The sequence below is a fragment of the Plantactinospora sonchi genome, assembly GCF_036422035.1.
In the GTDB taxonomy this organism is placed as follows: Bacteria; Actinomycetota; Actinomycetes; order Mycobacteriales; family Micromonosporaceae; genus Plantactinospora; species Plantactinospora sonchi.
Window position 1 is genome coordinate 556,488 of the sequence record NZ_JAZGQK010000006.1, and the last position, 23,241, is coordinate 579,728.

The 23,241-nt window shown below is 70.9% G+C and carries 24 protein-coding genes and 3 tRNA genes; 16 read left to right on the forward strand and 11 right to left on the reverse strand.

Going from position 1 to position 23,241, the window contains the following annotated elements; genetic code table 11:
* Positions 1-16: 16 nt before the first annotated feature.
* Positions 17-721 carry a glycosyltransferase family 2 protein gene (locus tag V1633_RS08975; protein ID WP_331213713.1) on the forward strand — a complete coding sequence of 235 codons (705 nt, stop codon included), beginning with the start codon at positions 17-19 and terminating at the stop codon, positions 719-721.
* 49 nt (positions 722-770) lie between these two features.
* On the opposite strand, the gene V1633_RS08980 is transcribed toward V1633_RS08975, so the two are convergent.
* Together V1633_RS08980 and V1633_RS08985 are read right to left on the reverse strand one after the other, a co-directional pair.
* Positions 771-1,670 carry a transketolase family protein gene (locus V1633_RS08980; RefSeq protein WP_331213714.1) on the reverse strand — a complete coding sequence of 300 codons (900 nt, stop codon included), beginning with the start codon at positions 1,668-1,670 and terminating at the stop codon, positions 771-773.
* Between the two features lies 1 nt (position 1,671).
* Positions 1,672-2,370 (reverse strand): transketolase, encoded by a 699-nt coding sequence (locus tag V1633_RS08985; protein WP_331213715.1) that lies wholly within the window; start codon positions 2,368-2,370, stop codon positions 1,672-1,674.
* 77 nt (positions 2,371-2,447) lie between these two features.
* Here V1633_RS08985 and soxR point away from each other — a divergent pair, with 77 nt between their 5' ends.
* The gene (gene soxR, locus V1633_RS08990) at positions 2,448-2,933 is read left to right on the forward strand and encodes a redox-sensitive transcriptional activator SoxR (protein ID WP_331213716.1); all 486 of its coding nucleotides are present in this window, start codon (positions 2,448-2,450) and stop codon (positions 2,931-2,933) included.
* Here soxR and V1633_RS08995 read toward each other — a convergent pair.
* A complete protein-coding gene (locus tag V1633_RS08995; protein WP_331213717.1) occupies positions 2,900-3,877 on the reverse strand; it encodes an NAD(P)H-quinone oxidoreductase in 978 nt (325 codons plus the stop codon). The two genes, soxR and V1633_RS08995, sit on opposite strands and share 34 nt — an antisense overlap.
* Positions 3,878-4,058: 181 nt before the next feature.
* On the opposite strand from V1633_RS08995, the gene V1633_RS09000 reads away from it, so the two are divergent.
* The 3 genes from V1633_RS09000 (at position 4,059) to V1633_RS09010 (ending at position 5,359) form a co-directional block, all read left to right on the forward strand.
* Positions 4,059-4,147 (forward strand) — tRNA-Ser (locus tag V1633_RS09000).
* A gap of 213 nt (positions 4,148-4,360) precedes the next feature.
* The gene (locus tag V1633_RS09005) at positions 4,361-4,699 is read left to right on the forward strand and encodes a hypothetical protein (protein WP_331213718.1); all 339 of its coding nucleotides are present in this window, start codon (positions 4,361-4,363) and stop codon (positions 4,697-4,699) included.
* Between the two features lie 117 nt (positions 4,700-4,816).
* Positions 4,817-5,359 carry a YbhB/YbcL family Raf kinase inhibitor-like protein gene (locus V1633_RS09010; protein ID WP_331213719.1) on the forward strand — a complete coding sequence of 181 codons (543 nt, stop codon included), beginning with the start codon at positions 4,817-4,819 and terminating at the stop codon, positions 5,357-5,359.
* A 69-nt stretch (positions 5,360-5,428) separates the two neighbouring features.
* Here V1633_RS09010 and V1633_RS09015 read toward each other — a convergent pair whose 3' ends face one another.
* Positions 5,429-6,139 carry a class I SAM-dependent methyltransferase gene (locus tag V1633_RS09015; RefSeq protein WP_331213720.1) on the reverse strand — a complete coding sequence of 237 codons (711 nt, stop codon included), beginning with the start codon at positions 6,137-6,139 and terminating at the stop codon, positions 5,429-5,431.
* A gap of 241 nt (positions 6,140-6,380) precedes the next feature.
* The gene (locus V1633_RS09020; RefSeq protein ID WP_331213829.1) at positions 6,381-7,160 is read right to left on the reverse strand and encodes an IucA/IucC family C-terminal-domain containing protein; all 780 of its coding nucleotides are present in this window, start codon (positions 7,158-7,160) and stop codon (positions 6,381-6,383) included.
* A gap of 412 nt (positions 7,161-7,572) precedes the next feature.
* Here V1633_RS09020 and V1633_RS09025 point away from each other — a divergent pair, with 412 nt between their 5' ends.
* Positions 7,573-9,099, forward strand: a complete 1,527-nt coding sequence (locus V1633_RS09025; protein WP_331213721.1) for a peptide deformylase — start codon at positions 7,573-7,575, stop codon at positions 9,097-9,099.
* 100 nt (positions 9,100-9,199) lie between these two features.
* Here V1633_RS09025 and V1633_RS09030 read toward each other — a convergent pair whose 3' ends face one another.
* Positions 9,200-10,315 carry a globin domain-containing protein gene (locus tag V1633_RS09030; RefSeq protein ID WP_331213722.1) on the reverse strand — a complete coding sequence of 372 codons (1,116 nt, stop codon included), beginning with the start codon at positions 10,313-10,315 and terminating at the stop codon, positions 9,200-9,202.
* A gap of 147 nt (positions 10,316-10,462) precedes the next feature.
* Here V1633_RS09030 and V1633_RS09035 point away from each other — a divergent pair, with 147 nt between their 5' ends.
* Positions 10,463-11,323 carry a CPBP family intramembrane glutamic endopeptidase gene (locus V1633_RS09035; protein ID WP_331213723.1) on the forward strand — a complete coding sequence of 287 codons (861 nt, stop codon included), beginning with the start codon at positions 10,463-10,465 and terminating at the stop codon, positions 11,321-11,323.
* 134 nt (positions 11,324-11,457) lie between these two features.
* Here the strand turns inward: V1633_RS09035 and V1633_RS09040 are convergent, their stop codons facing one another.
* Positions 11,458-12,495 (reverse strand): hypothetical protein, encoded by a 1,038-nt coding sequence (locus tag V1633_RS09040; protein ID WP_331213724.1) that lies wholly within the window; start codon positions 12,493-12,495, stop codon positions 11,458-11,460.
* A gap of 574 nt (positions 12,496-13,069) precedes the next feature.
* Here V1633_RS09040 and V1633_RS09045 point away from each other — a divergent pair.
* The 4 genes from V1633_RS09045 (at position 13,070) to V1633_RS09060 (ending at position 15,354) form a co-directional block, all read left to right on the forward strand.
* Positions 13,070-13,160 (forward strand) — tRNA-Ser (locus V1633_RS09045).
* A 35-nt stretch (positions 13,161-13,195) separates the two neighbouring features.
* A tRNA-Arg gene (locus tag V1633_RS09050) sits at positions 13,196-13,268 on the forward strand.
* 254 nt (positions 13,269-13,522) lie between these two features.
* Positions 13,523-14,074: a TetR/AcrR family transcriptional regulator gene (locus tag V1633_RS09055; RefSeq protein ID WP_331213725.1), complete on the forward strand. Its 552-nt coding sequence runs from the start codon at positions 13,523-13,525 to the stop codon at positions 14,072-14,074.
* The gene (locus V1633_RS09060) at positions 14,071-15,354 is read left to right on the forward strand and encodes an FAD-dependent oxidoreductase (protein WP_331213726.1); all 1,284 of its coding nucleotides are present in this window, start codon (positions 14,071-14,073) and stop codon (positions 15,352-15,354) included. The genes V1633_RS09055 and V1633_RS09060 overlap by 4 nt, the downstream gene beginning before the upstream one ends.
* A gap of 65 nt (positions 15,355-15,419) precedes the next feature.
* Here V1633_RS09060 and V1633_RS09065 read toward each other — a convergent pair whose 3' ends face one another.
* Positions 15,420-16,040 carry a YdeI/OmpD-associated family protein gene (locus V1633_RS09065; RefSeq protein WP_331213727.1) on the reverse strand — a complete coding sequence of 207 codons (621 nt, stop codon included), beginning with the start codon at positions 16,038-16,040 and terminating at the stop codon, positions 15,420-15,422.
* 153 nt (positions 16,041-16,193) lie between these two features.
* Here V1633_RS09065 and V1633_RS09070 point away from each other — a divergent pair, with 153 nt between their 5' ends.
* Both V1633_RS09070 and V1633_RS09075 read left to right on the forward strand, forming a co-directional pair.
* A complete protein-coding gene (locus tag V1633_RS09070; protein WP_331213728.1) occupies positions 16,194-16,727 on the forward strand; it encodes a hypothetical protein in 534 nt (177 codons plus the stop codon).
* A gap of 275 nt (positions 16,728-17,002) precedes the next feature.
* Complete coding sequence (locus tag V1633_RS09075; RefSeq protein WP_331213729.1) at positions 17,003-18,145, forward strand: epoxide hydrolase family protein; 1,143 nt, start codon at positions 17,003-17,005, stop codon at positions 18,143-18,145.
* A 114-nt stretch (positions 18,146-18,259) separates the two neighbouring features.
* Here V1633_RS09075 and V1633_RS09080 read toward each other — a convergent pair whose 3' ends face one another.
* Positions 18,260-18,973 (reverse strand): alpha/beta fold hydrolase, encoded by a 714-nt coding sequence (locus V1633_RS09080; RefSeq protein WP_331213730.1) that lies wholly within the window; start codon positions 18,971-18,973, stop codon positions 18,260-18,262.
* A gap of 169 nt (positions 18,974-19,142) precedes the next feature.
* Positions 19,143-19,886: a metallophosphoesterase gene (locus V1633_RS09085; protein WP_331213731.1), complete on the reverse strand. Its 744-nt coding sequence runs from the start codon at positions 19,884-19,886 to the stop codon at positions 19,143-19,145.
* A gap of 117 nt (positions 19,887-20,003) precedes the next feature.
* Between V1633_RS09085 and V1633_RS09090 the strand changes: the two genes are divergently transcribed.
* From V1633_RS09090 to V1633_RS09100, 3 genes are all read left to right on the forward strand, one after another.
* Positions 20,004-20,381, forward strand: coding sequence for an ArsR/SmtB family transcription factor (locus V1633_RS09090; RefSeq protein ID WP_331213732.1), 378 nt, complete (start codon positions 20,004-20,006; stop codon positions 20,379-20,381).
* A 38-nt stretch (positions 20,382-20,419) separates the two neighbouring features.
* On the forward strand, positions 20,420-21,568 hold the full coding sequence (gene arsB / locus V1633_RS09095; protein ID WP_331213733.1) for an ACR3 family arsenite efflux transporter: 1,149 nt from the start codon (positions 20,420-20,422) through the stop codon (positions 21,566-21,568).
* A gap of 95 nt (positions 21,569-21,663) precedes the next feature.
* Positions 21,664-22,080 carry an arsenate reductase ArsC gene (locus V1633_RS09100; RefSeq protein WP_331213734.1) on the forward strand — a complete coding sequence of 139 codons (417 nt, stop codon included), beginning with the start codon at positions 21,664-21,666 and terminating at the stop codon, positions 22,078-22,080.
* A gap of 76 nt (positions 22,081-22,156) precedes the next feature.
* Here V1633_RS09100 and V1633_RS09105 read toward each other — a convergent pair whose 3' ends face one another.
* On the reverse strand, positions 22,157-23,188 hold the full coding sequence (locus V1633_RS09105) for a fatty acid desaturase family protein (RefSeq protein ID WP_331213735.1): 1,032 nt from the start codon (positions 23,186-23,188) through the stop codon (positions 22,157-22,159).
* Positions 23,189-23,241 lie beyond the last annotated feature (53 nt).

The following is a 23,241-nucleotide window of genomic DNA, read 5'->3' on the forward strand; positions in this document are numbered from 1 at the left end:
CACCGTGGAGATCCCCGTGAAGCTCTCGATCCTCATGCCGGTCTACAACGAGGAAGAACGCATCGCGGACGCCCTCAAGCAGGCTCTCGCGGTCGACTACCCGTGCGAGATCGAACTTGTCATCGTCGACGACGGTAGCCGCGATGGTACCGGAGAGATCCTCGGCCGGGCAGACGACTCCCGGGTCCGGGTGATCACCCACCCGCGCAACGCGGGAAAGGGCGCGGCGATCAAGACCGCCGTCGACAACGCCGAGGGTGAGTACATGGTCATCCTCGACGCCGACCTGGAGTACGACCCGCAGGACATTCCCAAGCTGCTCGCCCCGGTACTGGACGGGCGGGCGACGGTCGTCTACGGCAATCGGACGTTCGGCAGCCACAGCGCCTACAGCTTCTGGTACGTGATGGGCAACAAGGCCGTCACCACCGCCGCGAACGTGCTGTTCAACTCCTACATCGGCGACCTGGAGACCTGCTTCAAGCTGCTGCCGGTGGCGCTCTACCGCTCGCTGGACGTCCGCTCCCGGGGCTTCGGCATGGAGGCGGAGGTGACCGGCAAGCTGCTCCGCCGGCGGATCCGGCCGTACGAGGTGCCGATCAGCTACCGGGCCCGGGGGCGCGAAGAGGGCAAGAAGATCACCTGGAAGGACGGCGTCGAGGCGCTCTGGATCCTGGGACGGGAACGCACCCGCCGCCGGGAGCACGCCAACCGGCGCTGAGCACCTCCGCCCGCCGCCCGTTCCATCGCGTCGGCGGTCGACCGGCCGGTCAACCGAGGAAGGCGCTGACCGAACGGCGCAGCCCCGCCGGGTCCAGGCCGTGCCACCGGGCGTGGTCCGCCGGGCTGCCGTACCGGTGCAGGTCGGCGCGGCCGACGCCGAGGGCCAGCAGCCGGTGCGGTACGTCCGACAGCCCCTCGCTGAGCACCGCGCTCGACGTACCGGCCAGGTAGGGCTCGACCAGCACCACCGCCGGGGCGACGGCACCGTCCGGGGCCGGGAGCAGTTCCCGCAGGCCGCCGACGTCGAACGGACGCGGCGTGTGGGTGTACGTCACCGTGACGTCCAGCCCGGTGACCGCCTGGAGCACCGGATGCAGCATCGGGCCGACCGCGACCACCACCGGCGCCACCGGACTGCCCCGGTGCACCACGGCCAACTGTCCGGCATCCGGCCGGGGCAGGTCGTTGACCTGGGTGGAGAGCCGCAGGTAGACCGGCCCGTCGTGCTGGGCCGCGGCCCGGAGCAGCGCGGGCACCTCGGCCGGATGACCGGGTACGTGCACCGTCCAGCCGGTGAGCGTGTCGATCAGGGCCACGTCGGCCGGGGACAGGTGGGTACGCCCCATCTCCGCCCCGTCGTACGAGGCGCCGACGGTGACCACGATCGCGCCCACCCCCTGGTGGTCGAGGTCGAGTTTGAGCTGCTCGTAGGTCCGGTCGACGGCGAACGTGGCGTACGAGTGCACGATCGGGCGCATCCCGGTCAGCGCCAGCCCACCGGCGACCCCGACCATGAGCTGCTCGCGGATCCCGACGTTGAGCACCCGGTCCGGGTGACGCCGGGCGGCGTCGACGAACCGGTCGGCGGAGATGTCGGCGAGCACCAGGGCGGTACGCGGATCGTTCTCCAGCAGGTCGACGGTGGTCTGGACGAAGGCGTCCCGCATCTCAGTGCTCCTTCGGTGCGACGACGGCCACGACAACGTGCGGCCGGCCGGGGTGTCGGGTGGTCAGCGCGTCCTCCAGGGCGTGGTGGTCCCGGCCGTCGACGGTCGAGGCGGTCCAGCCGTTCACGGTGAACCGGCTGGCGATCCCACCGGGCCAGCCGTGGCTGGCGGACTGGTTGTCGACCACGATCGCGGTCAGCGGGTCGAGCCCGGTCGCGCCGGCGTACGCGATCGCCTCGTGGTTGGCACCCTCGTCGAGTTCGGCGTCGCCGAGCAGGACGTACACCCGGGGTCCGGTCAGGCCCTGGGCCCGCAGCCCGAGGGCGGTGCCGACGGCCAGTCCGAGCCCGTGGCCGAGTGAACCGGTCCCGATCTCGACGCCGGGTACCAGCAGCCGGTCGGGGTGGTGGCCGAGCCGGCTCTCCGGGCCGGCCAGGTCGTCGAGCCAGTCCTCCGGGATGAACCCCTTGGCGGCGAGTACGGCGTAGTAGGCGGCCGGTCCGTGTCCCTTGGAGAGCAGGAAACGGTCCCGGTCGGGGGCGTCGACGGTGTCCGGGCTGACCCGGAGCACGCGGTCGTAGAGCACCCAGAGCACGTCCAGGGTGGAGTGCGCGCTCGGTGCGTGTTTCTCGTCACCGGTGAGCCGGCGCAGCAGCGGCCCGAGTGGCGGCCGGGTCGGGGTGGAGGTCGGTGTCGTCATGTCTCTACCCTGCAAGTTGAAGTGCGCTTCAACTCAAGGCCCGGAGACAGGGAGTTTCGACAGATGGGAGGTCCGGCGTGCCACAGGAGACGCTGACCATCGGGGAGCTGGCGGCCCGCTCCGGGGTGGCGACGTCGGCGTTGCGCTACTACGAGCGGCTCGGGCTGATCCGGGCCGGCCGGACCGGCGGCAACCAGCGCCGGTTCGACCGGGCCGAGATCCGTCGGGTGTCGTTCATCCGGATCGCCCAGCAGGTCGGGGTGTCGCTGGAGGAGATTCGGACGGCGTTGGCGACGCTGCCCGAGTCGCGTACCCCGACCAAGGCCGACTGGGCGCGGCTCTCCACGCGCTGGCGCGGCCGGCTGGACGCGCAGATCGCGCTGCTCACCGGGCTACGCGACCGGTTGAGCGGCTGCATCGGCTGCGGCTGCCTGTCGCTGCGCAGCTGTGCCATCTACAACCCGGAGGACGCCCTGGCGGCGGACGGGCCCGGCCCGCGCCGGTTGCTGCCCCGGCAGCCGGTGACGGATCAGTCGACGGTGAGCAGCACCTTGCCGAAGTGATCGCTGGAGTCGACGAGCCGGTGCGCCTCGGCGGCCTCGCTCATCGGCAGCCGGTGGTGGACGATCGGCCGGATCGCGCCCGACTCGATCAGCGGCCAGACCTCCTCGCGTACCCCCCGGACAATCGCCGCCTTCTCCGCCGTCGGTCGGGCGCGCAGCGCGGTGGCGGCCACCGAACCCCGCTTGGCCAGCAGCTCGGCGAGGTTGAGCTCGCCCTTGCGGCCGCCCTGCAGTCCGATCACCACGATCCGGCCGCCGGTGGCCAGCGCCGTGACGTTCCGCCCGAGGTACGACCCGCCCATGATGTCCAGGATGACGTCGGCGCCCCGGCCCTCGGTGGCCTGTTTCGTGGCCTCGACGAAGTCCTCGGTGGTGTAGTCGACCGCCAGCGCGGCGCCCAGTTCCCGCAGCCGTTCGTGCTTGTTGGACCGGGCGGTGACCAGCACGGTCGCGCCGAGCGCGGTGCCGAGCTGGATCGCGAAGGTGCCGATGCCGCTGCCGCCGCCGTGCACCAGCAGCGTCTCGCCGATGCCGAGCCGGGCGAGCTGCACGACGTTCGACCAGACCGTGCAGGCGACCTCCGGGAGCGCGGCCGAGTCGGCCAGCTCGACGGTCTCCGGCACCGGTAGCAGCTGCCCGGCGGGGACCGCCACCCGCTCGGCGTAGCCGCCGCCGCTGAGCAGGGCACAGACCGGCTGGCCCAGCTCCCAGCCGGTCACCTCGGGTCCGAGCGCGCTGACCACCCCGGCGCACTCCAGACCCGGGTACGGCGGCGCGCCGGCCGGCGGCGGGTAGTAGCCCTGCCGTTGCAGCAGGTCGGCCCGGTTGACCGCACTGGCCCGGACGTCTATCACCACCTCGCCCGGCCCCGGGGTTGGATCGGGTACCTCGGCCCAGACGAGCGCGTCGGGTCCACCGGGCTCGGGGATGGTGATCGCCTTCATCCCTACAGTCTTACCGGATCTCTGTCGTGGCGCGCCCCCCGGATCGGTTGCGGCGGTGTCACGGCCGGGCCCGCCCGGTAGGGCCCGGGTGACTTCCGGAGACCGGGTACGCCCACCCGGTGGACGCTCGTGGCAGACTAGGCACGGCCGCGACCGCCGTATCGCCGGCGACCGTGGCCCGGGAGGGCTCGCCTAGTGGCCGATGGCGCTGGTCTTGAAAACCGGTAAGGGGAGCGATCCTCTTCGTGGGTTCGAATCCCACGCCCTCCGCATTCACCAACGGGGATCTCCCCGCGACGGCCGCCCATGTCGGCCCGATCCGTTCCGTGGGAACTGTCGTACAACCGGTTGACGGGGATGCGGTGCGGTCCACTAACCTACCCAAAGTAGTCAGCTGATTATTCTGCGTAGATGCCGGTTCGGCTGGTGTCGCGGCCGAACGGCACGCCCCGGGGTGGGCGGACAAGTGGAGCGAGGGCGAGCATGGAGCTGCTGTCCCCGGTGCAGGTGCGGAACCGACTGATCCTGGTGGCTCGCCGGATCGTCGCCGAGCACACCCCGGACCACGAGGGCATCTGCCCGCTCTGCGGCGTACTGCACTGCGAGGCGCTCGCCGTCGCGCTCGGCTACCTGGCCCGGGTGGAACGTCCGGAGCCACCGCTGGTGGTCGAGATCCACCGCCGGGCCGCCGTACCGCCACCCGGGGTCACCGTCGCCGAACTGCGGCGTACCGCCGACACCGCACCGGGTACGGGCGCGTGGGGCGACGACGTGCCCGAGGGACGGCCCCGGGAGGGAACCGGGCGGTGCCCCGGCCGCTGACGTGGCAGGGAACTCCCGGGTGAGGTCCGGCGGGTGACGTCCCTGTCAGCGGGTAGAAAGGGACACGGCACCGCCGCTTCGGTGGGGCCACCTGTTGCGCGGAAAGGACCTCCTTCGATGACCCTTGACCGACCGATTCCACCCGACCCGTACGCGGTGCTGCCGGCGGTTCCGGAGTTCACGCTGACCAGCGCGGACGTCCGGGACGGCGAGCAGATGCCGGTGGAGTTCGGGCACACCAGTGTGGGCGGGGAGAACCGGTCCCCGCAGCTCGCCTGGTCGGGCTTTCCCGCGGAGACCCGCAGCTTCACGGTGACCTGCTACGACCCGGACGCGCCGACCGGCAGCGGGTTCTGGCACTGGGTGCTGGTCAACGTCCCGGCCGGGGTGACCGAGCTGCCGAGGGGAGCGGGAAGCGACTCGTCGGCCGGTGTCCCGGGTGCGTTCAGCGTCCGCAACGACTACGGCGAGCAGTCCTACGGCGGTTCGGCGCCGCCGGCCGGGGACCGTCCACACCGGTACGTCTTCGCGGTGCACGCCCTGGACGTCGAGCAGCTCGACCTCACACCGGACGCCAGCCCGGCGTACGTCGGCTTCAACCTGACGTTCCACACCCTGGCGCGGGCGGTGATCCGCCCGACGTACCAGGTCAAGGGCTGACGGTGAACCGGGCCGGCATCTGTTTCCGGGATGACCCCGGTCGATGCCGGCCCGTGGCCCCGCGAACGGTCAGGCGGGGACCCGGGCGACGGCGAAGACCGACTGGCCGAACGGCGGACGGACCACCCGCTCGGCGGCCTTCGTCACCGGCAGCACGAGGGTGTCGTACACCTTGACCATCGGGCCTTCCTTCGGCATCAGCCGGAAGACGTTGGTCGCCATGTAGTAGCCGATCAGGCCGAGTGCGTTGGCGTAGTGCAGGGTCTCGACCTGCAGCCCCGCCTCCTCCAGCGCGGCCCGCATGGTCTTCTTGGTGTAGCGCCGGACGTGCCCGGTGGCGATGTCGGCCGGGCCCATCGCGAACTCGAAGGCCGGCACGATCAGCACGATCGCCCCGCCCGGGCGGACCAGGCCGCGCATGCTTTGCAGCGCGCCGACGTGGTCCTCGATGTGCTCCAACACGTTGTAGGAGACCGCGGCGCTGTAGTCACCCTGCTCGTTGGTGGGCAGCAGCATCTGCCGGACCTCGATGTTCGGGTCGCCGGAGAGCCGCTCCTTCAGGGCGATCAGCCGGTCCGGGTCCGCCTCGGTGGCGGTGAACCGTTGCAGGAAGGGGGCCCACTCGATGGCGTAGTCGCCCAGGCCACTGCCGATCTCGATCGGGTTGTCGCCGAGGTACGGCAGGGCCAGCTCCACGAACCAGCGCCGGTGGTTGACGGCGGTGGCGAGGCCCTCGAGCACCTCTTCCTGAACCCGCTGATCTCCAGTTATTTCTGCCATGCGTCGATTCCTCACGCTCTGACTCGACCTGCACTGGACCGACAGAGTGAACCATCTACGACGACCGTAGGGAAATTGGGGCACTCGTGCGAGCCGAACTCATGACTTGCACTTCGGTTGTGACCAGTTCGGGGGTGTTTTGTTACCAGACCAGCCCGACCATATCCCGAGCGCCCTCGCAGGTCGTATCGACCCGATTACGACCAGGTGTCGGTTCGTCGGTCAATCCCGTCGCGGCCGCTCAGGCGGAGCGTAGGCAGCATCCGGTGCAGACCTTCGGCTGCGGCAGGGTGAACGCCAGACAGCAGGTCTTGCGCTGCACGGTCAGTTCCCCGGCCGGGCCGGGGACCAGGTCGATCAGGTCCGCCACGCCGAGCGTCTCCAGCAGGGTGCCGATCGTCTCCGCCGAGCCGCCGGGCAGTGAGTCGGCGGCGCGCAGCACGCCGTGCGCCACCCCGGAGGCGACCGAGCCGAGCAGCGTACGGGCGCCGACCCGGACCTGGCCGTGCAGGGCGTCCAGCATCGGGGCCAGGTGCGCGTCGAGCAGAGAGCCGCGCAGTACGTCCAGCAGCTCGGCCTCGTCCGCCACGACCCGGATCTCGGGAAGGTCGGTCAGGGCCAGCGGGTCCGACGGCAGCACCGCGATGGTGGTGGTACGACGCAGCCCGATCTTGAGCAGCGGCCGGTGCGCCTCAAGGTGGACCAGTACGTCCTCCGGGCGCAGCAGCGGAACCCGCCGGGCGGAGGCCCAGCCCAGCACCACCGGCAGGGAGAGCCAGTAGGCGTAGCCCTTCCAGGTCAGCGCGGCGGCGGCGTGCGGGGCGGCGTTCCAGCGCTGCCGGGCGGCGGCGAGCACCTCGGGCAGCCGGGTGCCGTCGACCAGCTCGGTGGCCGGAACCCAGCCCAACTCGTCGGTGACGAGCAGGCCGCTGGCGAGCCCGGGAAGGTCGTCGGTGCCGAAGGTCGCGCGCAGCGTGGCGGTCACCGGAGCGAGCGGTGCGGCGGCCCGGTCGCCGATCATGACGGTCACGCGGAGTCGCCAATGCGTCGCGGGGTGGAGTAACGCCGCGCGGTGGCCACCCTGGCCGTGACCGGCCTGGTCTGCCCTGATGCCAGCAGTGTCACGCGATGTCCACCCTCCGCTTGACTAACTGATCGTCACCCTAGCTTACTAAGGCTAGGCTAACCAGAGTTAAGGCGATCACGCGGAGCTTCCGACAACTTCCCCGTCCCCGGGTCGGCTAACCGACTCCGGGACGCGCGCCCCCGTTGCGGACCCCGGGCGGGCTCGGCGGGTCGGGCCGACGCCGGCCGACGGATCGGGCAGGATCAAAGACGCTGGCCGAAATGTCAAGCCATTGTCGCGAAAGCGGCAGTTCTGTCAGACTGGGCGGCTTGGCCGGCAGACTGAGATTCCCGGCCAGAGGAATGTGATGACGACCTCGCCTATCGAACGGGCTGCCGACTCGTTCGCGGCCGAGCTGTCCCGCCGACGGGTCGAGCGGGGCATGACAAAAAAACAGCTCGCGGCCCGAATGGGCTTCGACCCGTCGTACGTCAGCCACGTCGAGGGCCGCCGCCACCGCCCCACCGAGGACTTCGCCAGGCGGGCGGAGGCGGTGCTCGGTGCGTCCGGCGCGATCTGGCAGCGCTTCCAGGAGTACGACGAACTCCGCCAGGCCCGGACCACCGCCGTCGCCCACCGGGACCCGCCGGTACCCGAGCAGTGGATGCCGCCCGGCACCGGACTGATAGTGGAGCAGGAGACCGCCACCCTCGCCTTCCACGACGACGCGTACCGCTGCGTGATCCGACGGGCGCTCTACAACGCCGGCACCGAGCCGGTGACCCGCTACCTGGTCCGGATCGCCGTCGACCGGTACCCCAACGACCCGGCCCGGTCCAACCGGCACCACCGGGAGAATCCGCTCACCTTCGCCGAACTGGACCTGCAGGCGTTCTGCGACGACCAGGGCACCCGCGAGCCGATGGAGTGGCGCAAGAAGCACGACCGGGACGCGTTCAAGGAAGTCTGGCTGCTCTTCGAGAACGGCGACGGCCGGTTCCCGCTCTACCCCGGCGAACGGGTCACCACCGAGTACTCCTACCGGGTCAGCCAGGACAAGTGGGGCCAGTGGTTCCAGCGGGCGGTACGGCTGCCCACCCGGCGGCTCGCCCTCCGACTCGACCTGCCGCTGGAGTTCGACCCCCAGGTCTGGGGGGTGGAGATCTCGCTGTCGGCCGAGGAGGGACCACTGCGTACCCCGCTGGTCCGTCACGACGACGACGGCCGGGCGCTGTTCGAGTGGTCCACCGACGAGCCGCCGCTGAACGCCCGCTACCGGCTCGAGTGGCGGTACCGTGCCCAGCCGGCACCCCCGGCCCCGGCGCCCGCCGAACCGCCGACCCGGGCCAGCGACCGGATGCGCGCGGCCGGCATCGTGCAGCTCGGTGCCGACCTGCTCCGGCAGCCGGCCCGGCAGTTCGACCTGCCCCGCGACGAGGTCAACGCCCGGGACGTGGTCGCCCGGCTCCGCGCCGCCCTGGAACGGCTCGACGAGCTGCACCCGTTCAACAAGGGGGTCGGGCTCGCCGCGCCGCAGCTCGGGCTGCCCTGGGCCGCCGCCCTGGTCCGGCCGCCGGACCGGGAGGCCGAACCGGTGGTACTGCTCAACCCGCGGGTGGTCGACGCCGCGTTGGAGACCGACGAGCAGTACGAGGGCTGCCTCTCCCTGTTCGACCTCCGCGGCCTGGTCTCCCGGCCGCTGCGGCTCGACGTCGAACACGCCCGCTGGGACGGCGCCCGGGTGATCACCTCGTTCGAGCTCGCCATGGCGCGGCTGGTCGCGCACGAGGTCGACCACCTCGAAGGGCGGCTCTACGTCGATCGGATGGACCCCGACGTGCCGCTGGTGCCGATCGAGGAATACCGGGACACCGGCAACCCCTGGCGCTACTGAGCGTCCCGTCCCGACAGAGACCCGGTCCCACAACGAGGGGGAGCCGGGTCTCGTGCCCTGCCGGCAGGGCACGAGACCCGGCTTGGGGGGAGAGGGGGGTCTAGAGGTCGCCGAAGGCGTCGTACCGGATGTTCTCCGGCGGTACGTCGTCGGCGGCGAGCGTCCGGAGCGCGGCGCGGACCAGCGTCGCCGAACCGGAGACGTAACAGTCGTGGGTGGTCCACGGGCCGTACCGGGCGAAGACCTCGGCGACCTCGCCCTGCTCGCCGACGAACCCCGGATCGGCACTGCAGGCCGGGATGATCGACAGCCAGGGGTGGTTCGCCGCCAGCTCGTACAGTTCGGCGAGGCCGTACAGCTCGTCACGGGTGGTCGCACCGGCGAAGACGTGCATCCACCGGGTGCGGTTGTGGCCGGCCAGCTCCTCGGCGAGCGCCTTGATCGGGGCCAGCCCGACGCCGCCGGCCACGCAGAGCAGATCCCGGGTCGAGTGCGGGTCCAGCGTCATCGAACCCATCGGGGCGGCCAGCCGCAGCAGGTCACCCACCTTGACCCGGCGGACCAGCGCGCTGGAGACCCAACCGGCGCCGACCGCCCGGACGTGGAACTCCAGGGTGTTGTCCTCGCGGGGCGCGTTCGCGACCGAGTACGTCCGCCACATCCTCGGCCGGTGCAGCGGCACCTCGACGCTGACGTACTGGCCGGCCCGGTACGGCAGCGGTTCCGTCAACGGTCGGCAGGTCAGTACGGCGATGTCGCTGCCCCGGCGCTCGTGGCCGATCACCTCGGCGTGCCAGAACGGCGGATTGCCGTCGGCGGCGGCCCCGGCCTGCATCTTCTCCGCGATCGCCCGGTACGCGTCCCGCCACGCCTGGTCGTACTCGACGGTCCACTGGTCGCCGGTGGCCTGCCGGAGCGCGTCCAGCAGCGCGGCCCCCATGGTGTCGTAGTGCGTGGACCGGACGTGGTACTTCCGGTGGTCCCGACCCAGCGCGCGGAGGTACTCGTCGAAGTTCTCCGGATCGTCGATCGTCTGGACGGCGGTCACGATCGCCTCCAGCAGCCGGTCCCGCTGCCCGTCCATCTGGATCGGGAACAGGGCGCGCAGTGCGGGGTCGGACAGGAACAACCGGGCGTAGAAGTATCCGGCGAGCTTGTCCCGCTGCCCCTCGACGAGGGTCCAGCTCTCCTTCAACAGCTGCGCGAGGTTGTCCATGACGCCTTCCCGGTCGAGGGCCCTGCGCGAACAAGAATGAACACTCAGCGTTGATTCAGGTCGCACAGAGTGTGCGATCGGGTCGTACCGGGGTGGCGAACCGGTCGGCGGACCCCGGTCGCCGGGGCGATCGGGCACAGTTGTCGGGTGACGGTTGATCTCGCCCGGCCACTCACCCGCCGGGTTCTGGGTACCGAGGTGCTACTGGTCCTCGGTGTGTCGCTGGGACAGTCCGCGATCTACTCGGCGGTGACGATCATCGCCCGGCTGACCGCCGACCGGCCGCTGTCCCAGCAGACCGCGACCCTGAACGCCTCCCAGTCGCCCCGCCCCTGGCTCGACCTCACCTACCAGCTGCTGGGCATCTTCTTCGCGCTGGTGCCGGTGCTGCTCGCCGTACACCTGTTGAACCGGGACCGGCTCCTGGACCGGGCCGGGCTGCTCGACCCGGAACGGGTACCCGGCCTGGCCGACGTCCTCGCCAACCCGGTCGCCGACCAGCCCGAACCCGTCGGGGCGCGGGCGGCGCTCGGGCTGGACGCCCGTCGCCCCGGTCACGACCTCGCCTGGGGAGCGGGGCTGGCCGCCGTGATCGGCCTGCCCGGGCTCGGCCTGTTCTGGGTGGCGGCCCAGCTCGGCATCAACGCCAGCGTGGTGCCGGCGAGCCTGCCGCCGACCTGGTGGACGGTCCCGGTGCTGATCCTCTCCGCGGCCCAGAACGCGATCCTCGAAGAGGTCGTCGTGGTCGGCTACCTGATGACCCGACTGCGGCGGATGGGGTGGCGGATCGGCGCGGTGATCGCGACCAGCGCCCTGCTGCGCGGCTCGTACCACCTCTACCAGGGCTTCGGCGCGTTCCTCGGCAACGTGGTGATGGGCGTGATCTTCGCGCTGTTCTTCCTGCGTACCCGGCGGGTGCTGCCGCTGGTCGTGGCGCACACCCTGCTCGACGTGGTCGCCTTCGTCGGCTACGCGCTGCTGCCCCGCGACTGGTTCGACTGGCTCTGAGCCGGAGGGGTGCGCGAAGAGCAGAGTGGGCGTGGGGGTGCCCCGGGTGACCCGGCACGGTCCGGCGTCGCGGCGACCGGGTCAGCCCCCTGGGCCCCGCCCGGTACAGGACCCACTGCCCGGGCGGCGGGCTGTCAGGCCGACGGCCTTCCGGCGGCGGACCGGTAGAGGGTGGTGGCCCGGGCGGCGAGCCGTTCGGTGGCGGACGCGCCGGCCAGGCCGGCGGCCAGCACCGTCGCCCCGGGCAGCAGCCGGGTGGTCAACCGCAGCGCCAGCCACCCCGTGGTACGGGCCAGCGTCGGCGCGCCGAGCCGCCATGCGGCCTGGGTGATTCGGTCGGCCGGCTCGCTGTCCCAGTCCGGGCCGTCGCCGTTGACCACCCCTTCGGCGGCGGCCAGGGCGGCCCGGGCGCTCTGGTGATCCGGATGGATCCGGGTCAGCACCAGCAGGTCGGCGGCACGCTCGGGCTCGGTCGGGTCGAGACCGTACGCGGCGGCGAGCCGGAGCGCCAGTTCGGCCTGGGACCAGACGAGCGTGGCCAGCTCGGCGACCGGGGCGAGGACCCCGGTGCCGATGGAGAGGGCGGCCCCGATGCCGGAGATCCGGACGTACCGCCGGGTGGCCAGCCGAGCCAGCCCGGCCGGGGTCGCGGTCGGGTAGGCCGTCCGGAGCCGCGCCGCCCAGGCGGCCGCCTCCGGCCCGAGCGCCTGCACGGCGGCCAGGGCGAGCAGTTCGGGCGCGTACCCGGGGTGGTCGATGATCCAGCGCGCCGCCGACGGCCGGGGACCGGATCCCGGTGTACGCCCGGACGTTTCCGCCTCGAGCACCACCTCGGCGGCCGGCACGGGCTGTCCCGGGACGGTGATCTTCCTGGCCGGGGCCTTGCCGGCGGCGTCGGACGTCCCGGGCGAGTCCCCGGTCGCGGCGACCGTCGCCCCCGTGGCGGCGGCGGTGGTCGCTGTGGTCCCTGTGGTTCTTTTGACAGCTGTGGCCTTCTTGGCGGCTGTGGCTTTCCTGGCGGCTGTGGCCTTCTTGGCGGTGCTGCCGGCGGTGAGCCCGGCCGCGGTGGTTGTCCGCGCCGAGGTGGTCTCCGTTCCGGACGCGTCGACCACTGTTCCGGCCGCCTTCTTCGCCGCCTTGCTGGCCGCCTTTTTTGCCCTCTTCCGGGGCACGGAACTGCCCGGTGCGGTCGTCGGGTCGGCCGGCGGCCCGTCCGGAGCGGAGGATTCCGGTTGTCCGGCTTTCGCGCCGTCCGCCGGTCCGGGGGGCGGCCCGTTGGGAGAAGTCGGTGCCGGGGCTGGCTGCTCTGCCGGCGCTGCCGGCTCTTCCCGCCCGGCGGCCGGGGGTTGTTCCCGGTCGGTCGGCGGCTCCGGGTCGGTCGGCGGTTTGAAGAGTACGGCCGGCGCCGCCTTCCGGCTCCGGGGCCGGGGCGCGGGCGCGGGGACCTGCTCCTGATCCGGCTCGGCGGGCGGGGCGAAGGCAGCCCGGGTCGCCTCGGAACGACGTGGCGACTGCGGCTGGGAACGGCGGCGTGGAGACTCGGCGGGCGGCTGTTCCTCCATGTCAACCGAGCCTAGTCGCGCTGCGCCCCGCGCACCCGGCGGGAATCGACGGAGATTGCCGACGTGCCGGTGGGGGCCGTCACCTTCGAGGTCCGCTGGCCGGCCAGGACCGCTCCGGAAAAGCCGTTTTGCTCCGGTGGCCGCCTGCCCTGTATCCTCGGTCAACGTGGTCTGCTGGCCACGGGGAGACTTCGCCTAGTCTGGTCTATGGCGCCGCACTGCTAATGCGGTTGGGGTCTTAAAGCCCCTCCCGGGTTCGAATCCCGGAGTCTCCGCGCTGAGATGGGGTGTGTAGACTGACTCGGCACCTGCGCCCGTAGCTCAACGGATAGAGCATCTGACTACGGATCAGAAGGTTAGGGGTTCGAATCCCTTCGGGCGCACAAGATCGTTAGGCGCCTGACCCGTGGCAACATGGGTCAGGCGCCTTTCGTTTTCCCGTCCCGTCCCCTGTGGACGGTTGGGTGCTCGGTGCGCGCTCGTCGACAGCGACCGGGGCGCGCGATCCAGCCGGTTGGGCGAGCCCTCGCTGAACGTCGTGTGCGCTGGAAATCGCCCTACCAACCAGTTGGTTGATCGATCTTCTGTCGATGTGCTACCGTCCACCAACCAGTTGGTTGAAGCTTTGAGGTGTGGAATGGCTGAGCAGGTCGACCGTCGACAGGCACTGATCCGTGCGGCGTTCGCGGCGATCGCCGACCAGGGTTTCGAGGGTTTCCGGTTGCGGCCCATCGCTGCCGCCGCCGGCATCGACCACTCCACGCTGCACCACTACTTCCGGACCAAGGAGGACCTGATCGCCGCGGTGCTCGAGCACGTCACCAGCCAGCTCGAGGGGACCATGCAGGCCGACCTGGAACCCGCCAGGCGGTTGCGTCGCCACCTGGGTGCGGTCGCCACGGCGATCGTGGAACGGCCTGAACTCTTCATCGTGCTCGACGAGCTTGATCTGCGTGCCCGCCGCGACGCGACGATGGCGGCCAACATCAGACAGGACGAGCAGGGCTGGCGAGCCGCACTCGTGGCGCTCTTCGAGGAAGGCATCGAACGCGGGACCTGGTCGGTCGACGTCGACGCCAGTGTGGAGCTGGTGATCGCCACCCTCAAGGGCCTACGCCTACGTCCGGACACGGCCGAGGTCGTCGTCAAGCAGCTGTGCGACCTCTACTCACGGGGAGCCCCAGAATGATCAACGTAGTCATCATCGGTGGCGGCATCGGCGGTCTCGCGCTCGCACACGGCCTGCGCGGACACGGGGTCGAGGCCGCGGTGTACGAGCGCGACGCGCATCGCGACGACCGCCTGGACCGCTACCGGCTCGCGATCAACCCGGCAGGCAGCCGGTCGTTGCGTGCCTGCCTGCCCGACCGGCAGTGGCAGGCGTTCCTGGACACCGCGGGCCGCCCTGGTGGCGGCTTCGGCTTCCTCCAGAGCGACCTCCGCGAGCTGGTGGTCGTCGAGGACACGATCATGTACCCGGATGTTCCCGACCCCGCCGAACGGTCCTACCCCGTCGACCGCCACACGTTGCGCGGCATCCTCCTCGACGGGCTCGGCGACACCGTCCACTACGGCAAGACCTTCGACCGCTACGAGCACGCCGCCGACGGCCGCCCCACCGCCCACTTCGCCGACGGCACCTCGGTAACGGGCGACGTCCTTGTCGGCGCCGACGGGATCAACTCCCGCCTGCGCGCCCAATACCTGCCCGCCGCCACCCGCCGCGACACCCACGCGCTCGGTGTCGGACTCAAGTTGCCGCTCGACCATGACACCCGGACCTGGCTGCCCAGCCGGCTCGGTCAGGGCATGAACCTGATCATGGCGGCTGCACCGTACTTCCTGTTCACCTCGGCGTTCGAACGTCAACAGCCGGCCGGGGACGACTATCTCCTGTGCGCGTTTGTCGCCCGCGACGACCAGCTCCCCGCACATCCGGAACGCCTCGACGGCGTCCAACTCAAGGCCCACATCGCCAACCTCGTCACCGACTGGCATCCGGCACTACGCCAGCTCGTCGACCGGTGCCCACCCGACGACGTGAGCGCGTTCCCGTTCCGGGCGTCCGACCGGCCGGCTCCCTGGTCACCCTCCCGGGTCACCGTTCTCGGCGACGCGATGCACGGCATGCCCCCGACCGGCGGCAACGGCGCCAACACCGCCCTGCGCGACGCCGCCCTCCTCACCCGCCAACTGTCGCAGGTCGCCCGGGGCCAGCTGCCCCTACTCGACGCGATCGGCGCCTACGAGGCCGAGATGCGCGAGTACGGCTTCGAGGCCGTCGACGTGGCCATGGAGACCCTGCGACAGGGACTGACAAGCAGCCCGGTCGACATGTTCCTCAGCCGCACGTGGTTCCGGTTCTGCAACCTCTCGGCGCCGCTCCGCCGAAAGACGTTCGGCGACAGCTGGGCGAAGGTCAGCGCCCCGCGCGAATGGGAGATCACCGCTCCGATCCACACACCGTAGGCGACCGCTCGCCGTCGATCCGGCGGAAACGGCCGCGAAGCGAACGGTACCCAGGTGTGTCAGCGCTACGGGCGATCCTCAGGTTCGGCGGGGACCGGGAGCCGCTTCTGCGGATAGAGCGTCTCGTGGCGGGCCAGCATGGCGACGAACTCGCGGATCTTCCGCTCACGGGTCTCCGCCCGTTTCACGGCATTGACGCGATGGATGAGAGCGAACCGGTTGGTGCTGGTGAGTACGTCGAACATGGCCTGGGCGGCGGGGTCGGCGGCGATGGCGGCGAGGAGGTCGGCCGGCACCTCGGCTTCCGACGGCGGAGCGTAGGCGGCTGCCCACCGCCCGTCCGCCTTCGCGGCCTCTATGGCAGCGCGGCCCGGGGGCAGCATCCGCCCCTGCTCCTCCAGCCGGGCCACGTTCGCGACATTGCGTTGCGACCAGGAACTGCGGGGCCGGCGAGGGGTGAACCGGATCAAAGAGGTCTCCTGATCCCGCTTACGGGCCTGCCCGTCGATCCAGCCGAAGCACAGCGCCTCGTCGACCGCCTGCTGCCAGGTCAGCGTGGTGACCGTGCCGCCCTTTCTGGTCAGGGCCAGCCAGACGCCCGGCGACGTGGCGTGGTTGGCCGACAACCAGGCGCGCAGCGCCTCGGCGTCCGCGACGATCAACTCATCCAGTTCGGGGCTCGCCATGACGGCAGGCTAGCCGCTGCGGCCGTACGGCGGTCGAGGTCTCGCCCCCGCGTCGACGGGAGACCGGCGGACGTCGATCGGTCCCGGCGGCGGGCGGAAGCCTCGAAATGCCTCACTCGTTTCGTCCCGAGTGTCGACCGGGTAGGTGAGGACATGGATCGCAACGTGGTCAAGGTACTGCTCGCCGCGTGGGAACGACCCGACTTCCGGGCTGGCCTGCGGCACCTGATCGACCTGGACGAGGTGACGTCCCTGCTCGCCGCGCTGGCCGTCGACGATCACGACGACGAGGTGCGGCGCCGGGCGATGGAACTCCTGCGGTCGGCGCTGGAGACAGCGGAGATCCGCGCCGCGGTCCTGCTGCTGGTGGAGACCGACGACATCCGGCACAGCCTGGCCGCCGCGATCTCGGACAACCTCGCCGACCGCCCGGGCCTCGCGTCCTCGATCCGGTCCGCTCTGGACGATCCCGCCGTACGCGCCGAGATCCGCGACGCCCTCGAGTCGCAGGGGATGCGGACACTGGTGTGGAAGGCGGCGGAGGACGAGTTCCGCGGCCGGCGACTGACCCTGGTCAGGGAGGCGACAGTGCTGCTCCTGCGGCACCGTCCGGCCCGCCGCCTGGTCTGGGCGCTGAAGCGGCACGGCGTCCTTCGGGAGTTGCGCAGCAGGCCGGCAGTGATCTGATCGCGCGGTACGTCCGTCGCCCGCGCGTCCGGCGATGGTGGTGCGGTGACGTCGCCGGCGGAGCCGAACTCACCGTCACCGGGCCGTCGGGTATCCCGGTGGGCTCGGAGACGCGCGCCGCGCTCAGGGACGTCTGGTGACGGGTGGCTGGCCGTTGTCGCGGTAGACGGCGAAGGCGGGCTTGGGCCGGTTGGTCGACGTGGGCCGCGGCCAACGACCGGTACCGGCTCGGGAACCGGTGTACGGCGACGCCGGAACGGGCAGCAGGTCTTCACATGTCAGACGTCCACGACTTCCGGATCAACATCCCGCTTCCCGCCCTGGACGACCTGCGGGACCGGCTGCGCCGAACCCGGTGGCCGGCCGAACTGCCCGGCGTCGGCTGGGACCGGGGCGTACCGGTCGACTACCTGGCCGGGCTGGTGCGGCACTGGCTGCACGGGTACGAGTGGCGGGCCTGGGAGGCGCGGCTCAACGAGTTCACCCAGTTCACCACCGAGATCGATGGTCAACGGCTGCACTTCCTGCACGTCCGGTCACCTGAGCCGGATGCGATGCCGCTGGTGGTCACGCACGGCTGGCCGGGCTCGATAGTCGAGTTCCTGCACGTCATCGGCCCGCTCACCGATCCGCGCCGGTACGGTGCCGACCCGGCGGACGCCTTTCACGTCGTCGCACCGTCAGTGCCGGGATTCGGGTTCTCCACACCGCTGCGCGAACCGGGCTGGAACCACGCCCGGATCGCCCGGGCCTGGGCGGAGCTTATGGCCCGACTGGGTTACCAGCGGTACGGCGCGCAGGGCGGCGACACCGGTTCCGTCGTCTCGCCCCTGCTCGGCCGGCTGGCCCCGGACCGGGTCGTCGGGGTGCACATCAACGGCGGGCTGGCGTTCCCGTCCGCCGACCCGGCGGAGCTCGTCGGGCTCACCGATGTCGAACGGGCCAGGCTCGCCGCCGCCGAGCAGGTCAGGCGGTACGGCACCGGGTACGCCGACATCCAGGGCACCCGGCCCCAGACCCTGGCGTACGCGCTGACCGACTCGCCGGTCGGCCAACTCGGCTGGATCGTCGACAAGTTCAGGGAGTGGACCGATCCGGCGTACGAGCTGCCGCACGAGGCGGTGGACCGGGACATCCTGCTCACCAACGCCACGCTCTACTGGCTCACCGGCACCGGCGCCACCTCGGCCCAGCTCTACTACGAGACCCGGAACGCGTCGCCGGAGCCGGTCGTCCGTTCCACCGTGCCGACCGGCATCGCGGTCTTCCCGACCGATCCCGCGATCCGCCGGCTCTCGGAACGGGAGCACAACGTGGTGCACTGGTCGGAGTTCGACCGGGGAGGACACTTCGCCGCCCTGGAAGCACCCGAGCTGCTGGTGGACGACATCCGGACGTTCTTCCGACGGCTGCGCTGACCGAGGACGCGGCCCGGTCGAACGGGCTCACCGGCCTCCTCGTCGTCCACGAGGTCGCGGGTGTGGGGCCGGATCGTCGTACGGATGTCCGGCCAGCCGGTGACCGGTGCGGATTCAGCTGACCGCCCGCGCGGCGAGGAAGCCGTCGACGGCGGCGAGGAACTCCGCGGGTTGCTCCTGGTGCACGTAGTGGCCAGCGGCGATGGTGACCAGGGTGGCGTCGGGCATCCGGTCCGCCGTCGCCGCGAGCAGGCTCTGCGGGATGCTGCTGTGCGCCCCGCCGACGATCAGGGTGGGGACCTTGACCGCCGCGGTGCCGTCCCACCAGGCCGGGTCAGGGTTGCCGAGTTGCGCGCGGATGGCGTTGACCACGGCGAAGTCGTAGGGGGTGGGCGCGTCCGGCGCGTCCAGCGGAGGACGCTCCAGATCCCCTGGGCGCGGTGGCGTGGCGTCCTCCAGGACGAGGTGGGTGAGCCGGTGAGCGGCGGTCTGCGCCACCAGGGTCGCCACCACCGCTCCCATGGAGTGGCCGATCAGCACACAACGTTCGATGCCGAGGACGTCGAGGAAGCCGATCACGTCGTCGCGCATCAACTCGAACGAGTAGTGGCCCGGGTGCCCACTGCGGCCGTGACCCCGCAGGTCGAGCGCGTACACGCGGTAGCCCTCGGCGAGGGCGGGCAGTACGGTCCGCCATTCTCGCCCGTCGTCGCCGAGGCCGTGCAGCAGCACCATCGGCGGGCGGGCCGGGTCACCGGCGACCCGGTACGCCAGCAGGATTCCGTTGGCTTCGACGGTATGGAGCGCCCCGTTGCTGAATTCGGCCATGCGGACACAGTAACGACCGACGGCTGGTGGTCACGGCGCCAAAGCCGGGGCGACCCGTCACGGTGCCGGGTAGCGCGCGGCCTCGCCCAGGCACCAGTCTGCGCTCGCGAGCCGACAACCTACCGGCACCCACGGATTCCCGGTGACTTCCCGGTTGGCGGCAATGATGTCACGAGGGGACGCTGCGGAAGTGGCTTGTCAGTTGGCCGTCCTCCAGAACGTGGAACACCAGGCCAGGTACGTCATCGCGGTCGAAGGTGTTCGACCAGGCGAGTTCGTCCGTCGTGGTCCAGGGCAGGCGGGTGGTGGAGAAGATTCCGGGCGCCGCGACCAGTGGCAGGCCGGCGAAGGTCGCTGCGGCGGCGGCATGCGCGTGTCCGCACAGGACGGCGGCCACCGTTGAGGACGCGCTCACCACCGCGGCGAGTTCATCGGGGTTGCGAAGCCGGATGCTGTCGAGCAGGGGATTGTTCACCCGGATCGGATGGTGGTGGAGGCAGACGAAGACCGGCTCTTCGGCTTCGGCGAGGACACCTCGGAGCCAATCGAGGGTCTCGGGCGCGAGCAGGCCCTCGTGCTTGCCCGGAATCGTGGAGTCGCAGAGCGCGAAAAGTGCACCGCCGGCTCGGCGCAGCTGGTTGATCGGCGCGGTGCCGTCGTCACCGAGCAGGACCTTACGGTAGGCGGCCCGGTCGTCATGGTTGCCGGGTAGCAGCAGGACCGGGACGTCCGCCACGAGTTCAGCCTTGACCTGCTCGTATTCTTTGACGTCGCCGTGGTCGGTGAGATCGCCGGTCACCAGGATGACGTCGACGTCGCAGCCGCGCAGATAAGCCATGGTCCGCCGGGAGCGGGCCAGTGCGCGTTCGCTGCCGTCGAAGTGCGGGTCGCTCAGATGCGCGATGATCGACATGGGGCACATCATCGACGCTGCCGTACGGGGTAGTAAAGAGTGGTCGGCGTCGGGCTGCCTCGGCGTGCTTCAGAGCAGGGATTTGCACCCTGATTCGAGGTCTGTCAACCTAGACACATGTCGAAGCAAACGCCGGCGCTCACCCTGGCGGATCTCAACGCCGGAAAGCCCTGCTGCGCGCCGATCAGCGAACAGCGGATCCCGGCGGAGACCGCCGCCGTGCTCGCCCCGGCCTTCAAGGCGCTCGGCGATCCCGTGCGGCTGCGGTTGATGTCGATGATCGCCTCGGCACCCGGCGGGGAGATCTGTGTCTGCGAACTCACCCCGGCGTTCGAGCTGTCCGGTCCGACGATCTCCCACCACCTGAAGACCCTGCGCGAGGCCGGCCTCGTCGATGCCGAGCGCCGAGGCACCTGGGTCTACTACCGGGCGCGGTCGGGGCTCATGAGGCAGCTCGCGAGCCTGCTCGAAGTCGGCATGCCGGCGAGCGCGTAGGTGGCCGGGCACCTGCGCGACGCCGGACGGGAGTGCCGATGACCGCCAATGTCCCGACCGCCGACGCCACGTCCGCCGTCGTCGCCCGGTTGTCCCGCCTCGACCGGTTCCTGCCGTTGTGGATCGGCCTGGCGATGGTCGCCGGGCTGCTGCTCGGTCGTGTCGTCCCCGGCCTGAACACCGCGCTGGAAGCGGTCAAGGTCGGCGGGATCTCGCTGCCTATCGCCGTCGGGCTCCTGGTCATGATGTACCCGGTGCTGGCCAAGGTCCGCTACGACCGGCTCGACACCGTCACCGGCGACCGTCGCCTGCTGATCTCGTCGCTGGTGCTGAACTGGCTGCTCGGCCCGGCGGTCATGTTCGCCCTGGCCTGGATCTTCCTCGCCGACCACGCCGAGTACCGCACCGGCCTGATCATCGTCGGCCTGGCCCGGTGCATCGCCATGGTGATCATCTGGAACGACCTCGCCTGCGGCGACCGGGAGGCCGCCGCCGTGCTCGTCGCCCTCAACTCCGTCTTCCAGGTCCTCGCCTTCGGCGTACTCGGCTGGTTCTACCTGTCGGTGCTGCCGGACTGGCTGGGGCTGTCCGGCGAGGCGCTCACCGTCTCCGGCTGGGACATCGCCCGCAACGTGCTGATCTTCCTGGGTGTCCCGCTGCTCGCCGGCTACCTCACCCGCCGCCAAGGCGAACGGGCAAAGGGCCGCACCTGGTACGAGAGGTCGTTCCTGCCGTCGATCGGTCCGGTCGCCCTGTACGGGCTGCTGTTCACCATCGTCATCCTGTTCGCCCTGCAGGGCGACGCGATCACCAGCCGACCGTGGGACGTCGCACTGATCGCCGTACCGCTGCTGGTCTACTTCGCGATCATGTGGGCCGGCTCGTACGCCCTCGGTCGGGGCATCGGGCTCAACTACGAGCGGACCACCACCCTGGCCTTCACCGCCGCCGGCAACAACTTCGAACTCGCCATCGCCGTGGCGATCGGCACCTTCGGGGTCACCAGCGGCCAGGCCCTCGCCGGCGTCGTCGGACCCCTGATCGAGGTCCCCGTCCTCGTTGCGCTGGTCTACGTCAGCCTCGCCCTGCGCCGACGCCTGTTCCCGCCCGAGCGGTCCGTCCCGGCGGGTCGGCCCGAGCCGTCCGATCCGGTTGGCCGGCCGGGACCGGGGGGACGGCCACGATGAGCCGCTACATCAACGACCCGTACCTCGGGCGTTTCTCCGCTGCCCGGCTCGACCACCAGCCACGGCCTCTCCACCCTGCCGCGAAGGAACCGACCATGCCCGAAAAGCCCAGTGTCCTGTTCGTCTGTGTACACAACGCCGGCCGCTCCCAGATGGCCGCCGGCTGGCTGCGCCACCTCGCCGGTGACAGCGTCGAGGTCCGCTCCGCCGGCTCCGCCCCCGCCGACCAGGTCAACCCCGCCGCCGTCGAGGCGATGCGCGAGGTCGGCATCGACATCACCGACCAGACCCCGAAGCTGCTGGAGTGGGAGACGGCCGAGACCTCCGACGTGATCGTCACCATGGGCTGCGGCGACGCCTGTCCGGTCTTCCCCGGCAAACGCTACGAGGACTGGCAGCTCGACGACCCGGCAGGCCAGGGCATCGACGCGGTCCGGCCGATCCGCGACGAGATCCGTACCCGGGTCGAGAAGCTGTTGACCGAGTTGGCCGCAGGTCAGGCCGCAGGGTGAGGCGCTGCGGACAACGCGGTGGTGGGACGCGGAGCGCGCCGGGGCCGGGGCCGCGGCGCGCGCTCTGGCGGCTGGCTCAGCGTGCCGCGTGCTCGGCGCGGGCCGGTGCACCGACCTGGTGCAGGTACTGCAGGGCCTCACGGTAGGAGGTGACGAGGCTGGTCTGTTCGTAGGCGACCCCGATCTCGGCGCAGTACGCCTGCACGATCGGCTGGGCCTTCCGCAGGTTGGGGGTCGGCATGCCGGGGAACAGGTGGTGCTCGATCTGGTAGTTCAGGCCGCCCAGCGCCGCGTCGGTGAGCCAGCCGCCCCGGACGTTGCGGGAGGTCAGCACCTGCTTGCGGAGGAAGTCCTCGTCGCCGGTCGGGTGCGGCATGCCCTTGTGGTTGGGCGCGAACGTCATGCCGAGGTAGACGCCGAACAGTGCCTGGTGCACCAGCAGGAAGGCGATGGCCTGCAGCGGCGAGAGGACGATCAGCAGTGCGGACAGGTAGCTGACCGCGTGCAGGATCAGCAGGGCGGATTCCAGGCCGCGGCGCTTCACCGTACCGTTGCGCAACGCCTTGACGCTGGACACCTTCAGGTCGATCGCGAGCAGGGTGAGCAGCGGGAAGAACAGTACGGCCTGGTGGCGGGTGATGAAGCCCTTCAGCCCACGGCGGCCCAGGGCCGACTCCGTGGCCCAGATGAGCACCTCGGGCGCGACGTCCGGGTCGAGGTCGTCATGGTTGGGATTGTTGTGGTGGCGGGTGTGCTTGTCCATCCACCAGCCGTAACTCATCCCGACGCCAAGGTTTCCGGCCAGCCGTCCGGCGAATTCTCCGGGGCGTTTCGTGCGGAACACCTGGCGGTGCGCCAGGTCGTGCGCCACGAGCGCGACCTGGGTGAACGTGACAGCCAGGAATGCCGCTGTCACCAACTGCCACCAGGACGAGCCGATGACAAAAAACGCGGTCCAACCGCCGAGGAACATGAGCGCAACGACGCTCAGCCGTACGGCGTAGTAGGCGGGCCGGCGCTGCATCAGCCCCTCGCCGTTGATCCGGCGGGACAGGGCGGCGAAATCGCTGCCGGTTGTCGTCCGGGACGGCATCACGGTTGTCGTCATGTTTCTATCAAAGCGCTCGGCGCCCGGATCGTCAGGAGCGCTACATCCTCCGG